The sequence below is a fragment of the Micromonospora sp. CNZ286 genome, from assembly GCF_014207755.1.
Genome location: NZ_JACHIZ010000001.1, coordinates 6,602,382 through 6,618,484, shown reverse-complemented (window position 1 = coordinate 6,618,484; position 16,103 = coordinate 6,602,382). Strand labels below are relative to the sequence as shown.

Genomic DNA, 16,103 nt, shown 5'->3' with positions numbered 1-16,103 from the left:
CGAGCCCGGAGGTGGAACGATGCTGCCCGAACGCACTGACGTCCTCGTGGTGGGAGCCGGGCCGACCGGCCTGGCCGTGGCGGTGACGCTGGCCGGGCACGGCGTGACCGCGACAGTCGTCGACCGGCTCGCCGAACCGCCGGTCACCTCGCGCGCCGCGGTCGTGCACGCCGGCACCCTGGAGGTGCTGGACCGGATCGGGATCGCCGCGCCGCTCGCCGCCCGAGGGCTGCGCTCGGCCCGGTTCAGCGTCCGCGACCGGGACCGGGTGCTGGTCACCGTCCCCTTCGACAGGTTGCCGTCGCGCTACCCGTACGCGCTGCTGATCTCGCAGGCCGAGACCGAGGCGGTGCTCACCGACCGGCTCACCGCGCTCGGCGGGCGCGTGCTGCGGCCGTACGAGATGACCGGGCTGGACCTCGACGGCGACGGCGCCGTCGCGCGCTTCGGCGGCGGCCGCGCGGTCCGGGCGCGCTGGGTCGTCGGTGCGGACGGGATGCACAGCCGGGTCCGCGAACTCGCCGGCATCGGCTTCGGCGGCCCGGCCGACCCCGGGGAGTCGTTCCTGCTCGCCGACGTCCACGTGGACAGCACGCTGCCGCGCGACCAGGTGAGCCTCTTCCTGTCCCGGCAGGGCCCACTGGTCTGGGCGCCGCTGCCCGACGGCACGGTCCGGCTGGTCGCCACTGTGGACGACGCGCCGCGCGACCCGCAGGCGCACCACTTCCAGGCGCTGCTCGACGAGCGCGGTCCGGCGCGCCGGCCGGACCGGGTCACCGGCATGGCGTGGTCGTCCCGGTTCCGGATCCACCACCGGATCGCGAGCACGTACCGCTCCGGCCCGGTGCTGCTCGCCGGGGACGCGGCGCACGTGCACAGCCCCGCCGGTGGGCAGGGGATGAACCTCGGCCTGCGGGACGCGGTCGCCCTCGGCGACGCGCTCGCCGCCGGGCCGCAGGCCCTCGACGGGTACGCCACCGACCGCCGCCCCCTCGCCGAGGAGGTGCTCGGTTTCGCCGCCGGGCTGACCCGGCTCGCCGCCGCACCGCCGGCCGTGCGACCGCTGCGGAATCTGCTGCTCCGGGCGGTCTCCACGCTCCCGCCGGTCCGCCACCGGATCGCCGTTCGCCTGGCCGGCTTCGAGCCCGCGCGGCCCGATAGCTGACCCGCGGGGGCGGGTGATCAGTGCGGTGGCGCGGCGGGCGGTCCGGTGCGCGCTCGGAAGGTCACCCAGACGGCGGCCGTGACCAGGGCGAAGACCGCGGCGGCCGCCCAGGGGACAGGCGTCAGGCCGAACGCCTGGGCGGCGAGACCGGCCAGCACCGCGCCGGCCGGTGCGGCGGCCAGCCCGGCCACCCGCTGTGCCGCGCCCACCCGGCCGAGCAGATCCGGGGGTACGTGCCGCTGCCCGTACGCCGCCCGCAGGCTGTTCCAGATCGTGGAGCCGGCGGTGAACCCGGCCATCGCGAGGCCGCCGGTCAGCGGGTGCCGGGCCAGCGCGAATCCGGCCAGCGCCAGCGTCTGACCGAGCAGCACGACACGCAGCGTGGGCAGCGTGCCGAAGCGGGCGGCCAGCCGTCCGGCGAACAGCGCGCCGCCCAGCCCGCCCGCGATCGCGCCGGCCGCGAACAGCCCGTACGCCGCCTCCGGCACCCGAAGCACGGCCAGCGCATAGAGCACGAGCACCGAGGCCAGCCCTCCGATGGCCAGATTCGACCCGGCCGTCCCGACTGTCAGCGCCCAGAGAACCCGATCGCGTCGAAGAAACCGAATCCCCTCCCAAACCCCACCCTTGTTCTCGTTGATCTTGCGGTTGTGGCCCCTCGACTGTCCTTTTTGTGCGTCCTTGCCAGGGCGGAAAGTGCAAGATCGGCGGGGAGCCGGGGCGGGGATGGCGAGGATGAGGACGGCGGCCAGGGCGAAGGTCAGGGCGTCGGCGGTGAACGGGAGTGCGGGGGAGACGGCGAAGAGGACACCGGCCAAGGGGGCGCCGACGAATCCCCCCGCGACCGCGGTTCCGGCCTGGAGGCGGGCGTTGGCGCCCGCCAGCCCTTCGGGCGGCACCACAGTGGGCAGCAGCGCGTACGCGGACGCGTCGAAGAGCGTGCCCAGCAGGGCGAGCAGCGACGCGACGACGACCAGCGTGGCGATCCCGGCGTGCCCGGTCGCCACTGACCAGGCCAGCGCCGCCACCACCACGGCCCGCCCTCCGTCCACCACCGCCATCGTCCGCCGCCGGTCCCACCGGTCCGCGTACACGCCGCTGAGCAGGCCGAACAGCAGCGGCGGAAGGAGCCCGGCCACTGTCACCGCGGCTACCGCGCGAGGGTCGCGGGTGAGCGTGGCGGCCAGCAGGGCCAGAGCCGGCGTACGCAGGGAGTCCCCCACCTGCGAGCAGACGGCGGCGGACCAGAGCAGCCGGTAGTCGCGGCCCGGGACGGCGGTGATCGTCATGCCGGGAGACGGTGTGCCCTGCACCCGGTGGAGGGTCAAGCCGCCGGGGTGAAACGGGACGGACACTGTCGGCGCTGACCGGTACGGTGAGCGCCGAAAATCCGAACCGGGAGCGCGATTGGACCGCACCTTCCAGGTGGACCTCCGTGGCGTGGTCGACCTGCTCAGTCATCACCTCTACGGCAGTCCGCGGGTCTACGTGCGCGAGCTGCTCCAGAACGCCGTCGACGCGATCACCGCGCGCCGGTCCACCGAGCCGAAAGCCCCGGCCCGGGTCCGCATCGAGCCACCGGAGCTGACCGGCGACGGGACGCTGCGCGTGCACGACACCGGCATCGGCCTGACCGAGGCGCAGGTGCACGAACTGCTCGCCACCATCGGCCGCAGCTCCAAGCGCGACGAGCTGGGCTTCTCCCGGCACGAGTTCCTCGGCCAGTTCGGCATCGGCCTGCTCTCCTGCTTCCTGGTGGCGGACGAGATCCGGGTGGTCACCCGGCACGCCGACGAGCCCACAGTGCTCTGGACGGGCTGGTCCGACGGGCGGTACGCGGTCCGGCTCGCCGAGCCGGACCAGGCCCGCGACGAGCCCGGCACCACAGTCACGCTGGTGCCCCGGCGCGACGCCGACCAGTGGCTCGGCGTACCCACTGTCACCGAGCTGGCCCGCCTCTACGGCGGCCTGCTGCCGGTCGACGTGCGGGTCGGTGACACGCCGACCACCGCCGGCCCGCCGCCGTGGCCGACCACGCCCGGTGCGCCGGTGGACCGGGCCGCCCTCCAGCGGTACGCGCAGGAGCTGCTCGGGTTCGTCCCGTTCGACGTGGTGCCGCTGTCGGTGCCCGAGGCCGGCCTGACCGGCGTGGCGTTCATCCTGCCCGCCGCGGTGAACCCGGCCGCCCGGGCCGGGCACCGGGTCTACCTCAAGCGGATGCTGCTCAGCGAGCACGCCGACGGGCTGCTGCCCGAGTGGGCCTTCTTCGCCCACTGCGTGGTCGACGCCAGCGAGCTGCGGCCCACCGCCAGCCGCGAGGCGCTCTACGAGGACGCGCTTCTCACCTCCGTCCGGGAGGCGCTCGGCGACCAGATCCGCGGCTGGCTGGTCCGCCTCGCCAAGCACGACCCGCGCCGGCTCGGCGAGTTCCTCCAGGTGCACCACCTCGGCGTCAAGGCGCTCGCGATGCACGACGACGAGATGCTGCGGCTGGTCGACCAGTGGTGGCCGATGGACACCAACGTCGGCACGATGACGCTCGCCGAGTTCCGGCAGCGGCACGGCGTGCTCCGGTACGCCGCCAGCCTGGACGAGTTCCGCCAGCTCGCCGCCGTGGCCGCCGCGCAGGACGTGGCAGTGGTCAACGGCGGCTACACGTACGACACCGAGCTGATCGGGCGGCTGCCCACAGTGGACCGCTCGGTGCTGATCGAGCGGCTGGAGCCGAGCGACCTGACCACCCGGTTCGAGATTCTCGACCCGGCGACCGAACTGGCCCTGCGGCCGTTCCTCACCGCCGCGCAGCGGGCCCTGGAACGGCTCGGCTGTGAGGTCGTGATCCGGGCGTACGACCCGGTCTCGCTGCCGGCGCTCTACCTGGTGTCCCGGTCGGCCGCGTTCCACGACCAGCTCGCCGCCAGCCGGGACAAGGCCGATGAGCTGTGGGGCGGCGTGCTCGACGCGCTCGCCGCCTCAGCGCCGCCGGACCGCCCGCAACTGGTGCTCAACCACCGCAACCCGCTGGTCCGCCGGGTCACCACGCTCGCCGACCCGGAGCTGGTCGGGCTGGCCGTCGAGGCGCTCTACGGGCAGGCCCTGCTGCTCGGGCACCACCCGATCCGGGCGGCCGACGCCGCACTGCTGAACAGTTCCTTCCTCGGCCTGCTCGGCCGGGCCGTACCGGGAGAGACCCGTGACTGACGACGACCTCTGGCGGATGCACCACGAGATCGAATCCATGCCGTACGGGCCGGGGCAGATCGCCGCGCTGGAGCAGTTGCTGCGCCGCGCCGACGCGGGCGACGACAGGCACCTCGCCTTCGCCGCCCGGGTCACCGGCACCACCGCGTACGTCTACGGCGGCGAACCGGCGAAGTCCTTCGTCACGTTCTCCTGGTGCCTGGCCGAGTACGACAAGGATCCGCAGCCCTACCACCAGCGCTACACGCACCAGCTGCTCTGGTTCTTCAAGTACATGGTCAACGCCATGGTGAAGTTCCCGGAGCTGCCGCTGGACCGGACGTACGCGGTGCTCGACGACATGGAACGGCGCTACCGCGACTCCGGGCACTCGCTCCAGGCCGTCTACAAGCACCGCTACCTGGTGGCCGCGCACCTGGGCGACGACGAGGCGGCGGAGCAGTGGTACCGCAAGTGGATGACCACCCCGCGCGACACGCTCTCCGACTGCGCCGGCTGCGACCCGACCACGCAGGTCGCGCACCTGGTGCGGCACGGCCGCCACGAGGAGGCGGTGGCGCTGGCCGAGCCGGTGCTCGCCGGGCGGCTCACCTGTAGCGAGCAGCCGCAGGGGATCCTCACCGCGCTGCTCACGCCCTACCGCGAGACCGGCCGCACCGACGCGGCGCGGGACGCGCACCGGGAGGCGTACCGGCGGGTGCGCGGGCACCTCGCCGACCTGTGGGACATCGCCGACCACGTCGAGTTCTGCACCGTGACCGGCAACGAGGCCCGCGCCCTGGAACTGGTCGAGCGCCACCTGGACTGGCTGGACCGCGCGCCCACCCCTGCGGCCGCGATGCACTTCGCGGCCGCCGCCTCGGCCGCGCTGCGTCAGGTGCCGGCCGAGCTGACTGTGCACCGCCGCGCCTCCGGCGAGCGGGCCGCCGCCGACGTGCCGGCGGGTGCGCTCGCCGACGAGCTGGCCGGTACGGCGACCGCGTTGGCCGAGCGGTTCGACGCGCGCAACGGCACCACGCACCAGTCCGGCCTGATCGCCCGCAAGCTGGCGGCCGGGCCGGTCGGCGAGCACCTGCCGCTCTCCGCGAGCCTGCGCCGCCCGGCGGTGCCCGCCCCGCGTACCGGCTCGGACGCGCCGGTGGCCTCTCCGCAGCCGGTGACGGTGCCCGCCGACGCCGGGGCGGACGAACTGCTCGCGCTGGCCGAGGAGTGCTGGCGCACCAACCGCCGGGACGGCCTGGTCGCCGCGTTGCACGCGTACGACGAGCGGTTCGGTGACGCCGACGTGCCCGCGACCACCCGCGCCTGGCGGCTGGAGCTGCGGGCCGGTGAGCTGTCCCAGGACGACGACGGCGTGCCGGTGGCGATCGAGGTCAACCGCGAGGCGCTCGCCGCGTGGCGGGAGGTGCCGGACCCGCTGCGCGCCCAGGTGGTGGCCGGGCGGCTCGGTGTGCTGCTCAGCATGGTCGAGGAGAGCGCGGACGAGGGGATAACCCTGGCCCGGGAGTCGGCCGGCTACCTGACCGAGCACGGCGAGCCGCGTGACCGGGCCGCCGGCTGGGACCGGCTGGCCCTGGCCCACGTGCACCGCGAGCAGTGGGCGGAGGCGCTCGACGCGCTCGACCGGGCCGAGGCGGAGGCGGACGCCGATCCGTGGCTGGCCGGTCGGGTCGCGCTGCACCGCACGCACGTGCTGGAGCAGTTGGAGCGGGCCGAGGAGTTCCGGGACGCGGCGGCGCGGTCCCGCCGGCTGGCGGGCGAGCTGGGCGACGCCGAGATGCTCACCGGCGCCTGCCTGGCGTACGCCCGCGCCACCGACGACCCGGCCGACGCGGTGGCCGCGTGCGAGGAGGCGCTGTCGGTCGCCCCGGCCGGCGCCCAGCTGCCGCTGCGGGTCACCCGGGGACGGGCGCTGATGGCCGCCGACCGGGCCGGCGAGGCGGTGGAGGATCTGGCCGAGGCGGTCACTCTCTGCGTCGAGCAGGGGCTGGAGGGCGACGCGCTGCTGCGCTGGGAGCTGGCCGGGGCGTACCGGGTGGCCGGTCGGCTGGCCGAGGCCGCCGAGGTGGCCGAGGAGGCGGTGCTCGGGCTCGACCGGGCCGGCGCGCAGGCCGAGGCGGACCGGTGCCGGCACATGCTGGCGGGCATCTACGCCGGCCTCGGCGAGACGGATCTGGCGCTCACGGTGCTCGACACGCTGGCCGAGAACCTGGACGGGCCGGACAATCTCCCCCACCGGGCGCAGGTGCTGGAGGAGTCCGGTGGCCTGCTCTACGACGCCGACCGGGACGCCCTGGCCGCGCAGCGGTTCGCGGCGGCGGCGACCGCCTGGCGGCTGGCCGGCTTCCAGGTGGACGAGATGCGGGCCCGGCGGCGGGAACTGCTCGCCCTGCACTGGTCCGGCGACCTGCCGGCCGCGGTCGCAGCGATCGAGCGGGTGGACGAGGCGGCGGCCGCGCTCCCGGCCGAGGCCGACGAGGCGCCGGTGGTCACGTACGAGCGGGCGATGGCCGCCGACGCGGTGGCCCGGGTGCTGATCGGCGAGGACCGTCTCACCGCCGCGCTGGACCGGGTGGACGGGGTGCCGGAGCGCCTCCGGTCGATCGAGGCGTTCGGTGAGGCGGCGCAGGTCGAGGTGCTGACCGGCGAGCTGCTGCTGCGCGACGGGCGGCCGGAGCAGGCCGAAGGGCTGCTGCGCCCGGTCCTGGGCGGGCTGCCCAGCGGTTCCCGTCCCGCCACGCAGGCCGCCTGGCTGCTCGCCCGCGCGCTCGACGAGCAGGGCCGGGAGGCCGAGGCGTCGAAGGTCCGCGCCGACCACGGCATCGAGGAGGACTGACGCGACGGGCTGGGGCAACCGTTGGGTAACCGCGGCTGCCCCAGTTCGAACGCGAGGTCTAGGCTGGTCCGGTGGCGGTGGAACAGCAGGCACGGGGTGCGGCGGGTGCGGCCCGGCGCCGGTCCCGGCGGGACGAGATCCTGGAGATCGCGGTCGGCCTCTTCGCGGCGCGCGGCTACCACGGTGTGTCGATGGACGACATCGGCGCGGCGGCCGGGGTCACCGGTCCCGCGCTCTACCACCACTTCGCCGGCAAGGAGGCGATGCTCGTCGCCGCCCTGATCCCGGTGAGTGAGGGGTTGCTCGCGGGCGGGCGGGAACGGGCCGCCGGTCACCCGGGCGACCCGCGTGCGGCGCTGGAGTCGCTGATCGACTTCCACGTCGACTTCGCGCTCGCCAACCCGGCGGTGATCGCGTTGCACCTGCACGAGCTGGACCGCCTCCCGGACGAGCCGCGCCGCCGGATCCGCCGGCTCCAGCGGATGTACGTCGAGGAATGGGTCACCGTGCTGACCGCGCTGCACCCCGGCCTGCCCGACGGCGCGGCCCGGGTGCTCGCCCACGCGGCGTTCGGCCTGATGAACTCGACGCCGTTCCTCGGCGGCGAGGTGGACCGCCGGCGCCGGGCCGAACTGCTGCGCGGCGCGACCCTCGCGGCCCTGCTCGCGCCCACCGACCCGACCTGACACGCCGCGCGTACCTTAACGCGTGTTAAGAAGAGACCCCGGCTTTGCGTCGAGAAGGGGTCACGTCCGTGCAGAAGATGATCGAATCGTTGTTGGTCGCGAATCGGGGGGAGATCGCGCGGCGGATCATCCGCACCGGTAGGCGGCTCGGGATCCGGACGATCGCGGTGCACTCGGAGGCCGACGGCGCGCTGCCGTTCGTGACCGAGGCCGACGAGGCGGTCTGCGTCGGCCCGGCGAACCCGGCCCAGAGCTACCGGAACGTCGAGGCGATCCTCGACGCCGCCCGGAGCACCGGCGCGCAGGCGATCCACCCCGGCTACGGCTTCCTGTCCGAGAACGCGGACTTCGCCCGTACCGTCGAAGGGGCCGGCCTGATCTGGGTCGGGCCCGGCGCCGACGCGATCAGCGCGATGGGCGACAAGATCAACGCCCGGAACCTGATGGCGGCCGCGGGCGTGCCGGTCGCGCCCGGCACCACCGAACCGGCGAGCGACCTGGACGCGGCGGTGGCGGCAGCCGCGGAGATCGGTTACCCGGTGATGGTCAAGGCCGCCGCCGGTGGCGGCGGCATGGGCATGGGCGTGGCCGCCGACGAGGCGGCGCTGCGCACCGAGTACGACAAGGTCCGCGCGTTCGCCGAGCGGATGTTCGGCGACGGGTCGGTGCTGATCGAGCGGTACTTCCCCCGGGTGCGCCACGTCGAGGTGCAGATCCTCGGCCTGGCGGACGGCCGGGTGGTGGCGCTCGGCGAGCGGGAGTGCTCGGTGCAGCGGCGCAACCAGAAGCTGGTCGAGGAGTCCCCGTCCCCGGCGGTGTCGCCCGAGCTGCGCGAGCGGTTCCTGGCCGCGGCGGTACGCGCCGGTGAGGCGGTCAATTACCGCAATGCGGGCACTGTGGAATGCCTGCTCGATCCCTCGACGCAGGAGTTCTTCTTCCTGGAGATGAACACGCGGCTGCAGGTCGAGCACCCGGTCACCGAGTACGTCTACGGCGTCGACCTGGTCGAGGAGCAGTTGCGGGTGGCGGCCGGCCTGGCGCCGACGTTCGACCCGGACGCGCTCGCCCCGCGCGGTCACGCCATCGAGCTGCGGATCAACGCCGAGGACCCGAAGCGCTTCCTGCCCGGCCCGGGCGCGATCACCACCTGGAACGAGCCGTCCGGCACCGGCGTCCGGGTCGACTCCGGCTACGTCGCCGGCAACACCGTCACGCCGTTCTACGACAGCCTGATGGCCAAGCTGATCCTCACCGGGGCGACCCGCGAGGAGGCGGTCGAGCGGGCGCGGGCGGCTGTCGCCCAGTTCGAGATCGCCGGCCCGAAGTGCAACCTGCCGTTCTTCGCCGAGCTGCTGGAGAACCCGGAGTTCCTCTCCGGCGACTACGACACCGGCATCGTCTCCCGGATGCGCTGACCTTCGACCCAGTGAGGTGAATCTGATGGCGGAACTTCCAGACTCCGTGAGCATCCGTGAGGTCGGTCCCCGCGACGGCCTCCAGAACGAGGAGCCGATTCCCACCGACGCGAAGGTGCGGCTTCTCGACGCGCTGTCCCGCACCGGGGTACGGCGCATCGAGGCCGTCTCCTTCGTCCACCCGAAGGCGATCCCGCAGATGGCCGACGCCGACGAGGTGTGGCAGCGGGCCGAGAAGGTCGACGGCGTGCGCTACTCCGCCCTGGTGCCGAACACCCGTGGCGCACAGCGGGCGCTGGCGGCGGGCTTCACCGAGATCGAGGTGGTGGTCTCGGCCAGCGACACGCACAACCGCCGCAACGTCAACCGGTCCACCGACGAGTCGCTGGACGACATCGCCGAGCTGATCGACCTGCTGCACGGCGCGGGCGCCACCGCCGAGGTGATCGTGGCGACCAGCTTCGGCTGCCCCTACGAGGGCGACGTGGACCCCCGCCGGGTCGCCGCGATCGTCGACCGCGTCGCCCGCGACGGCGCGGACCGCGTCGCCTTCGGCGACACCACCGGCATGGGTACGCCCCGGCGCGTCCGCGAACTGGTCACGGCGGTCCGGGACCGCAACGCCCACCTGCCGGTGCTGCTGCACTTCCACAACACCCGTGGCACCGCGCTGGCGAACATGCTCACCGCGATGGAACTGGGGATCACCGAGTTCGACGCCAGCGTCGGCGGCCTCGGTGGCTGCCCGTACGCCCCTGGTGCCAGCGGCAACCTGGCCACCGAGGAGGCGGTGCACATGCTGCACGACATGGGCATCGACACCGGCATCGACCTGGACGCCCTGATCGAGGCCGCCGAGCTGGCCGAGACCCTGGTGGGCAAGAAGCTCCCGTCCGGAGTCCTCCGGGCCGGCCCCCGAACCCGCCTGACCCCCCGCCCCGCCTGACCGGCCCCCTCCCACCCCGTCTCCCCGCTCTGTTGATCAAGGAGTTCGTGTCCTCCGGGGGCCCGAACGAGGACGCGAACTCCTTGATCAACGAAATGAGCGGGGGTGGGTGGGGTGCGGGGGCGTGGTGGGGTGCCGGGGATGGTGCGGGTGGGGTAGCCTAACGATCGTTCAGGTCGGTGGGCGCCCTGTGCGGGGGCCGTGGCAACGGGAGTCGGCGTGACGCTCGACGGTGAAGCTCTGGAGCAGCTACGCAAGCGCGCCCGCGCCGGCGGTGCGGACAAGTACCACGCGGCCAACGCCGCGAAGGGGAAGCTGTTCGCCCGCGAGCGTGTGGCGTACCTGGTCGACGAGGGCTCCTTCGTCGAGGACGGGCTCTACGCCAACGCGATGGCCGACGGGCTGCCCGCCGACGGCGTGGTCACCGGCACCGCGACGATCGACGGCCGTCAGGTCTGCCTGATGGCCAACGACTCCACGGTCAAGGCCGGCAGCTGGGGTGCGCGTACCGTCGAGAAGATCATCCGGATCATCGAGCGGGCCTACGCGACCGGCGTCCCGATGGTCTACCTGGTCGACTCGGCCGGCGCCCGGATCACCGACCAGGTCGACCTGTTCCCGGGCCGGCGCGGCGCCGGCAAGATCTTCTGGAACCAGGTCCGCGCCTCCGGCTCGATCCCGCAGGTCTGCGCGCTGTTCGGGCCGAGCGCGGCGGGCGGGGCGTACATCCCGGCGTTCTGCGACGTGGTCGCCATGGTGGACGGCAACGCCAGCATGTACCTCGGCTCCGACCGGATGGTCGAGATGGTCACCGGCGAGAAGACCACGCTGGAGGCGATGGGCGGCGCGAAGGTGCACTGCGCCGAGTCCGGCGTGGGGCACTTCCTCTGCAAGACCGAGAACGACGCGCTCGACGTGGTGCGGACGTACCTGTCCTACCTGCCGTCGAACTGGAAGCAGGACCCGCCGGCGGCCGAGGCGGTGGCCGCGCCGGAGAAGGCCGACCTGGCCGCGCTGGTCCCGGCCAGCGAGCGGCAGGCGTTCGACATGCGCCGGTACGTCAAGGGCCTGCTCGACTCCGGCAGCTTCTTCGAGATCCAGGCGCTGTGGGCCAAGGAGCTGACCATCGGGTTCGGCCGGCTCAACGGCGAGGTCGTCGGCGTGGTCGGCAACAACTCGATGTTCAAGGGCGGCGTGCTCTTCGTCGACTCGGCCGACAAGGCGACCCGGTTCGTGCAGCTCTGCGACGCGTTCAACGTGCCGCTGCTGTTCCTCAGCGACGTGCCGGGGTTCATGGTCGGCAGCGCGGTGGAAAGGCAGGGGATCATTAGGCACGGCGCCAAGATGATCACGGCGATCTCCGAGGCGACCGTACCCAAGATCTGTGTGGTGGTCCGCAAGGCGTACGGCGCGGGTCTCTACGCGATGGCCGGTCCCGGCTTCGAGCCGGACGCCACGATCGCGCTGCCCACCGCGAAGATCGCGGTGATGGGCGCGGAGGCCGCCGTCAACGCGGTCTACGCCAACAAGATCGCCGCCATCTCCGACGAGGCCGAGCGCGCCGCGTTCGTGGCCGCGAAGCGCGAGGAGTACGAGCGCGACATCGACGTCGTCCGCCTCGCCAGCGAGCTGGTGGTGGACGCGATCGTCGAGCCGCACGAGCTGCGCGCCGAGCTGGTACGCCGGTTCACCGCCGCGCGCGGCAAGGAGCGGCACTTCTCCCGGCGCCGGCACGGCGTCACCCCCGTCTGACCCGGTAAGGAAGGGCCCCCTCTTAACGCCTGGTGCATGTAAAGGGGCCCCTCCTAACGCTTCAGCCGCTCCCGGCGTCACGAGCGCCCGGCGGCCCGCCCTTTCCAGGAGGATCGACATGGACTTCCGGCTCGACGAGGAGCAGCAGGCGCTGCGGGAGAGCGTCCGGGAATTCGCCCGCGAGGTGGTCGCGCCCACCATCGCCGAGCACTACGAGCAGCACACCTTCCCGTACGAGATCGTCCGTCAGATGGGCAAGATGGGCCTGTTCGGGCTGCCCTTCGCGGAGGAGCACGGCGGGATGGGCGGCGACTACTTCGCGCTCTGTCTGGCGCTGGAGGAGCTGGCCCGGGTCGACTCCAGCGTGGCCATCACGCTGGAGGCGGCGGTGTCGCTCGGCGCGATGCCGATCTACCGCTTCGGCACCGAGGAGCAGAAGGCGCAGTGGCTGCCGAAGCTGCTCAGCGGTGAGGCGCTGGCCGGGTTCGGGCTCACCGAGCCGGGCACCGGCTCGGACGCGGGCGGCACCCGGACGCGCGCGGTCCTGGACGGCGACGAGTGGGTCATCAACGGCTCGAAGGCGTTCATCACCAACTCCGGCACCGACATCACCGCGCTGGTCACGGTCACCGCCGTCACCGGTACGCGGCCGGACGGCGGCAAGGAGCTGTCCACGATCATCGTGCCGTCCGGTACGCCCGGCTTCACCGTCGCGCCCGGCTACTCGAAGGTCGGCTGGAATGCCTCGGACACCCACGAGCTGACGTTCGACGACTGCCGGGTGCCGGCGGCCAACCTGCTCGGGGAGCGCGGCCGGGGCTTCGCCCAGTTCCTGCGCATCCTGGACGAGGGCCGGATCGCCATCGCGGCGCTCGCCGTCGGCCTGGCCCAGGGCTGCGTGGACGAGTCGATCAAGTACGCGAAGGAGCGCCAGGCGTTCGGCCAGCCGATCGGCAACTACCAGGCCATCCAGTTCAAGATCGCGGACATGGAGATGAAGGCGCACACGGCCCGGCTGGCCTACTACGACGCGGCCGCCCGGATGCTCGCCGGTGAGCCGTTCAAGCGTCAGGCGGCCATCGCCAAGCTGCACGCCTCCACAGTCGCTGTGGACAACGCCCGCGAGGCGACGCAGATCCACGGCGGGTACGGCTTCATGAACGAGTACCCGGTGGCCCGCTTCTGGCGCGACTCCAAGATCCTGGAGATCGGCGAGGGCACCAGCGAGGTGCAGCGCATGATCATCGCGCGCGATCTCGGCATGTGAGGACGCCCGGAACCGCGCCCTGTCGGATATCGGCAGTGGACGGTCGGGTGGTTGACGATGGGCTGTGGAGCGTCGGAGTCCATCCGTAATCTTCGTGCCCATGACTCCGGATCATGACCGTGCGCGGGGCCCAGGCGGTCGTACCGGTCTGGCCGACCTGCTGCGCGGGCACCGGCTCGCCGTCGGCCTGACCCAGGCCGAGCTGGCGGGCCGGGCCGGCGTGGGCGTACGGACGGTCCGCGATCTGGAACGGGGGCGGGCCACCCGGCCCCAGCGCACCACAGTCGACCTGCTGGCCGACGCGCTCGGCCTGAGCGGTGACGAGCGGCGGGAGTTCGTCGACACCGCCCGGCCCGCGGCATCCCGCCTCCCCGCAGCCGGTGCCGCCGCCAACGATCCGCCGGTGGCGCTGCCCCAGCCCGTACCGCTGCTCGGCCGGGAACGGGACGTGGCGGAGGTGTCCGGGCTGCTCGACGTGTACCCGGTGGTGAGCCTCGTGGGGCTCGCCGGGGTGGGCAAGACGGCGCTGGCCGTCACCGTCGCGCACGCGGTGGCGGCCCGCCACCCGGCGGGCGTGGCCGGGGTGCTCGTGGGCGAGGGCTCGGACGCCGCCGACGTACTCGCCGCGTCGGCGTCGATGTTCGGCGTGAACCGGCTGGCCGACCTGTCCTGCCGGATCGGCGACCGGCGGGCGCTGCTGCTCGTCGACGCCGTCGACCGGGCGCCGGAGCCGGTGGCCGAGGCGCTGCGCGTCCTGACCGCCGCCGTGCCGACGCTGCGGGTGCTGGTGACCGGCCGCCGCCCGGTCGGCCTGGCCGGCGAGATGGTCCGGCCGGTCGCGCCGCTTGACGTACCGCCGGCCGGCACCGAAACCGCCGACCGGGCCGACCTGGACCGCTGGCCGGCGGCGGCGCTGTTCGCCGCCCGCTTCGCCCAGGCCCGCCGGGAACCACCGACCCCGGCCGAGTTGCCGGCGCTCGCCGCGCTCGTGCGCCGGCTCGGCGGACTGCCGCTCGCCATCGAGCTGATGGCGGCACGGGGACGCATCCTCGACGTCACCGAGCTGCTCGACCGCTACGGCGACCGCGTCCTGGACCTGACCGGCGTACGCCCCGGCTGGGAGCCCGCCGACCCGTCCGCCGGCACTGTGACGCTGCGCGACGCCGTGGCGACCAGCTATCACCTGCTCGCCAACGCCGACCGGGCGGCGCTGCGGCGGCTGTCCGCGTTCCGTAACCGCTGGTCGGTCGAGCTGGCCGAGGATCTGCTCGCCGACGGCGGCCGGCGGTGGGACGCCGCGCCGATGCTGGACCGGCTGCGCGAGCTGGGCCTGCTGAGTGTCAGGGGCACCGGCCCGTTCCGGTTCCGTCTGCTGGACGCGGTCCGTGACTTCGCCGCGGAACAGGCCGACCTGGAGGGCGAGACCGCCCGGATCCGGATGCGGCACGCCGTGGTGATCGCCGGTCTGGTCCACCGCACCGCGCCGGGGCTGGTGGGCGCACAGATGTCCGGCGCGGTGCACGTGCTCGACGAGGCGACGAGCGACATCACCGCCGCGCTGGCGTACGCCGCCGAGCACGCGCCGGAGACCGCGCTCCTGCTCGCCGCCTCACTGCCCCGATGGTGGCGGCTGCGCGGGCGGGACGTGTCCGGCCGGCGCCGGCTGCGGCGGCTGCTCGCCGATCCGCGTACCGCTGGTGCCCGGCCCACGCTGCGGGCCTGGGCCATGCTCGGCGCGGCCCGGCTCGCCGCCGAGCACGGCGCGGGCGCGGAGGAACTCCCGGCGGCCCGGGCCGCCCTGGTCGTCTTCGCCGAGGCGGGCGACGTGACCGGCGAACTGTCCGCCCGGTCCGTGCTCTGCGCGCTGCTGCTCGGGCTCGGCGCGCACGACGAGGCCCGCGAGCAGGCCGAGGCCGCACTGGCCTCGGCCACCCGGCACCACCGGGTACGCGAGATGGCCGTCGCCCAGGCGCACCTGACCTGGCACGACGTACGCGAAGGTCGGCTGGCCGGTGCCCGGCGGCGGCTGGCGACTGTCGACCGCCTGGCGGCACAGTGTGGTGACCAGCGCCTGCGTGTGCTGGCGCGTGCCGATCAGGCCGAGCTGACCCGCCTGGAGGGCCGATACGCCGAGGCGGTCGAGCAGGGTCGCCGGGTGGCGGCCGCGCTCGCGGAGCTGGGTGATCCCGGGCGGCGGCGCCGGACGGTCGGCGCAGTCGGGCTGGCGCTCGCCCACGCGGGGCGCACCGACGAGGCGCTGGCCACGATCGCCGAGCTGTGGCCGTCGGGAGTGGTGCCGGGCCGGCGCCGTCCACCGGCCGTGGAGATGCTCGATCCGCCGGGCCCGGGTGGGGACGCGCGCACCGAGGACGCGCTGCGCGGGTTGATCGAGGGGCACGTGGCGCTGCACCGGGGAGACCGGGAGCTGGCGGCGGAGTGGTTCGCCGCGGCTGCCGACGCGGCCGAGGGTGTCGCCGATCGGCGGGATCTGGTCGAGGCGCTGGTGGGGCTGGCGGTCAGCACCGCTGATCCGGCCGTGCTGGATCGGCTGGACGCGGCACGACAGGTCACCGGCGTCAGCCTGCTGCCGCAGGAGGAGGAGTTGCTGTTCTCCCTGACGGCCCGACGGGGGCGATGAGCGTCTTGTCGTCACCCCGGTCGATCGCGGTGGCCGCACTGCGCGTCGGCCGGCACGGGAGGGGCGGAGGGCGCGGGGGTGGCGCGAGCGAAGTAGCCCCCTGGTACTGCCCCTCGCTCCACGCTCGCGCCAGCACCCCCCGGTGCCCCCCGCTGCCGGAAGACTACCGAGGTCGGACGACCGATTCGCGAATATGT

Annotated in this window: 10 protein-coding genes; 9 read left to right on the top strand and 1 reads right to left on the bottom strand. The window is 73.9% G+C overall.

The window, feature by feature from the left end:
* The first annotated feature begins 19 nt into the window (after positions 1-19).
* On the top strand, positions 20-1,165 hold the full coding sequence (locus FHX31_RS29770; protein WP_184977549.1) for an FAD-dependent monooxygenase: 1,146 nt from the start codon (positions 20-22) through the stop codon (positions 1,163-1,165).
* Between the two features lie 17 nt (positions 1,166-1,182).
* On the opposite strand, the gene FHX31_RS29765 is transcribed toward FHX31_RS29770, so the two are convergent.
* Positions 1,183-2,454: an MFS transporter gene (locus FHX31_RS29765; RefSeq protein ID WP_184977548.1), complete on the bottom strand. Its 1,272-nt coding sequence runs from the start codon at positions 2,452-2,454 to the stop codon at positions 1,183-1,185.
* Positions 2,455-2,572: 118 nt separating this feature from the next.
* Between FHX31_RS29765 and FHX31_RS29760 the strand changes: the two genes are divergently transcribed.
* The 8 genes from FHX31_RS29760 (at position 2,573) to FHX31_RS29725 (ending at position 15,906) form a co-directional block, all read left to right on the top strand.
* Entirely contained in the window at positions 2,573-4,366 is a 1,794-nt protein-coding gene (locus tag FHX31_RS29760) for an HSP90 family protein (protein ID WP_184977547.1), read from the top strand.
* Positions 4,359-7,202, top strand: a complete 2,844-nt coding sequence (locus FHX31_RS29755) for a hypothetical protein (protein ID WP_184977546.1) — start codon at positions 4,359-4,361, stop codon at positions 7,200-7,202. The genes FHX31_RS29760 and FHX31_RS29755 overlap by 8 nt, the downstream gene beginning before the upstream one ends.
* Before the next feature lie 71 nt (positions 7,203-7,273).
* A complete protein-coding gene (locus FHX31_RS29750; RefSeq protein WP_013283284.1) occupies positions 7,274-7,888 on the top strand; it encodes a TetR/AcrR family transcriptional regulator in 615 nt (204 codons plus the stop codon).
* A 77-nt stretch (positions 7,889-7,965) separates the two neighbouring features.
* Positions 7,966-9,303 (top strand): acetyl-CoA carboxylase biotin carboxylase subunit, encoded by a 1,338-nt coding sequence (locus FHX31_RS29745; protein ID WP_184977872.1) that lies wholly within the window; start codon positions 7,966-7,968, stop codon positions 9,301-9,303.
* 25 nt (positions 9,304-9,328) lie between these two features.
* Complete coding sequence (locus tag FHX31_RS29740) at positions 9,329-10,249, top strand: hydroxymethylglutaryl-CoA lyase (protein ID WP_030269624.1); 921 nt, start codon at positions 9,329-9,331, stop codon at positions 10,247-10,249.
* Between the two features lie 219 nt (positions 10,250-10,468).
* The gene (locus tag FHX31_RS29735) at positions 10,469-12,001 is read left to right on the top strand and encodes an acyl-CoA carboxylase subunit beta (RefSeq protein ID WP_047892903.1); all 1,533 of its coding nucleotides are present in this window, start codon (positions 10,469-10,471) and stop codon (positions 11,999-12,001) included.
* Between the two features lie 118 nt (positions 12,002-12,119).
* Positions 12,120-13,268, top strand: a complete 1,149-nt coding sequence (locus tag FHX31_RS29730) for an acyl-CoA dehydrogenase family protein (protein ID WP_013283288.1) — start codon at positions 12,120-12,122, stop codon at positions 13,266-13,268.
* A 100-nt stretch (positions 13,269-13,368) separates the two neighbouring features.
* On the top strand, positions 13,369-15,906 hold the full coding sequence (locus tag FHX31_RS29725; protein WP_184977545.1) for an ATP-binding protein: 2,538 nt from the start codon (positions 13,369-13,371) through the stop codon (positions 15,904-15,906).
* The last annotated feature ends 197 nt before the right edge of the window (positions 15,907-16,103 follow it).

Excerpts from the sequence above, each read along its gene's own strand:
- FHX31_RS29730 (WP_013283288.1), top strand. The coding sequence starts at position 12,120 with ATGGACTTCCGGCTCGACGAGGAGCAGCAGGCGCTGCGGGAGAGCGTC.
- FHX31_RS29725 (WP_184977545.1), top strand. The coding sequence starts at position 13,369 with ATGACTCCGGATCATGACCGTGCGCGGGGCCCAGGCGGTCGTACCGGT.
- FHX31_RS29765 (WP_184977548.1), bottom strand. The coding sequence starts at position 2,454 with ATGACGATCACCGCCGTCCCGGGCCGCGACTACCGGCTGCTCTGGTCC.
- FHX31_RS29770 (WP_184977549.1), top strand. The coding sequence starts at position 20 with ATGCTGCCCGAACGCACTGACGTCCTCGTGGTGGGAGCCGGGCCGACC.
- FHX31_RS29745 (WP_184977872.1), top strand. The coding sequence starts at position 7,966 with ATGATCGAATCGTTGTTGGTCGCGAATCGGGGGGAGATCGCGCGGCGG.
- FHX31_RS29740 (WP_030269624.1), top strand. The coding sequence starts at position 9,329 with ATGGCGGAACTTCCAGACTCCGTGAGCATCCGTGAGGTCGGTCCCCGC.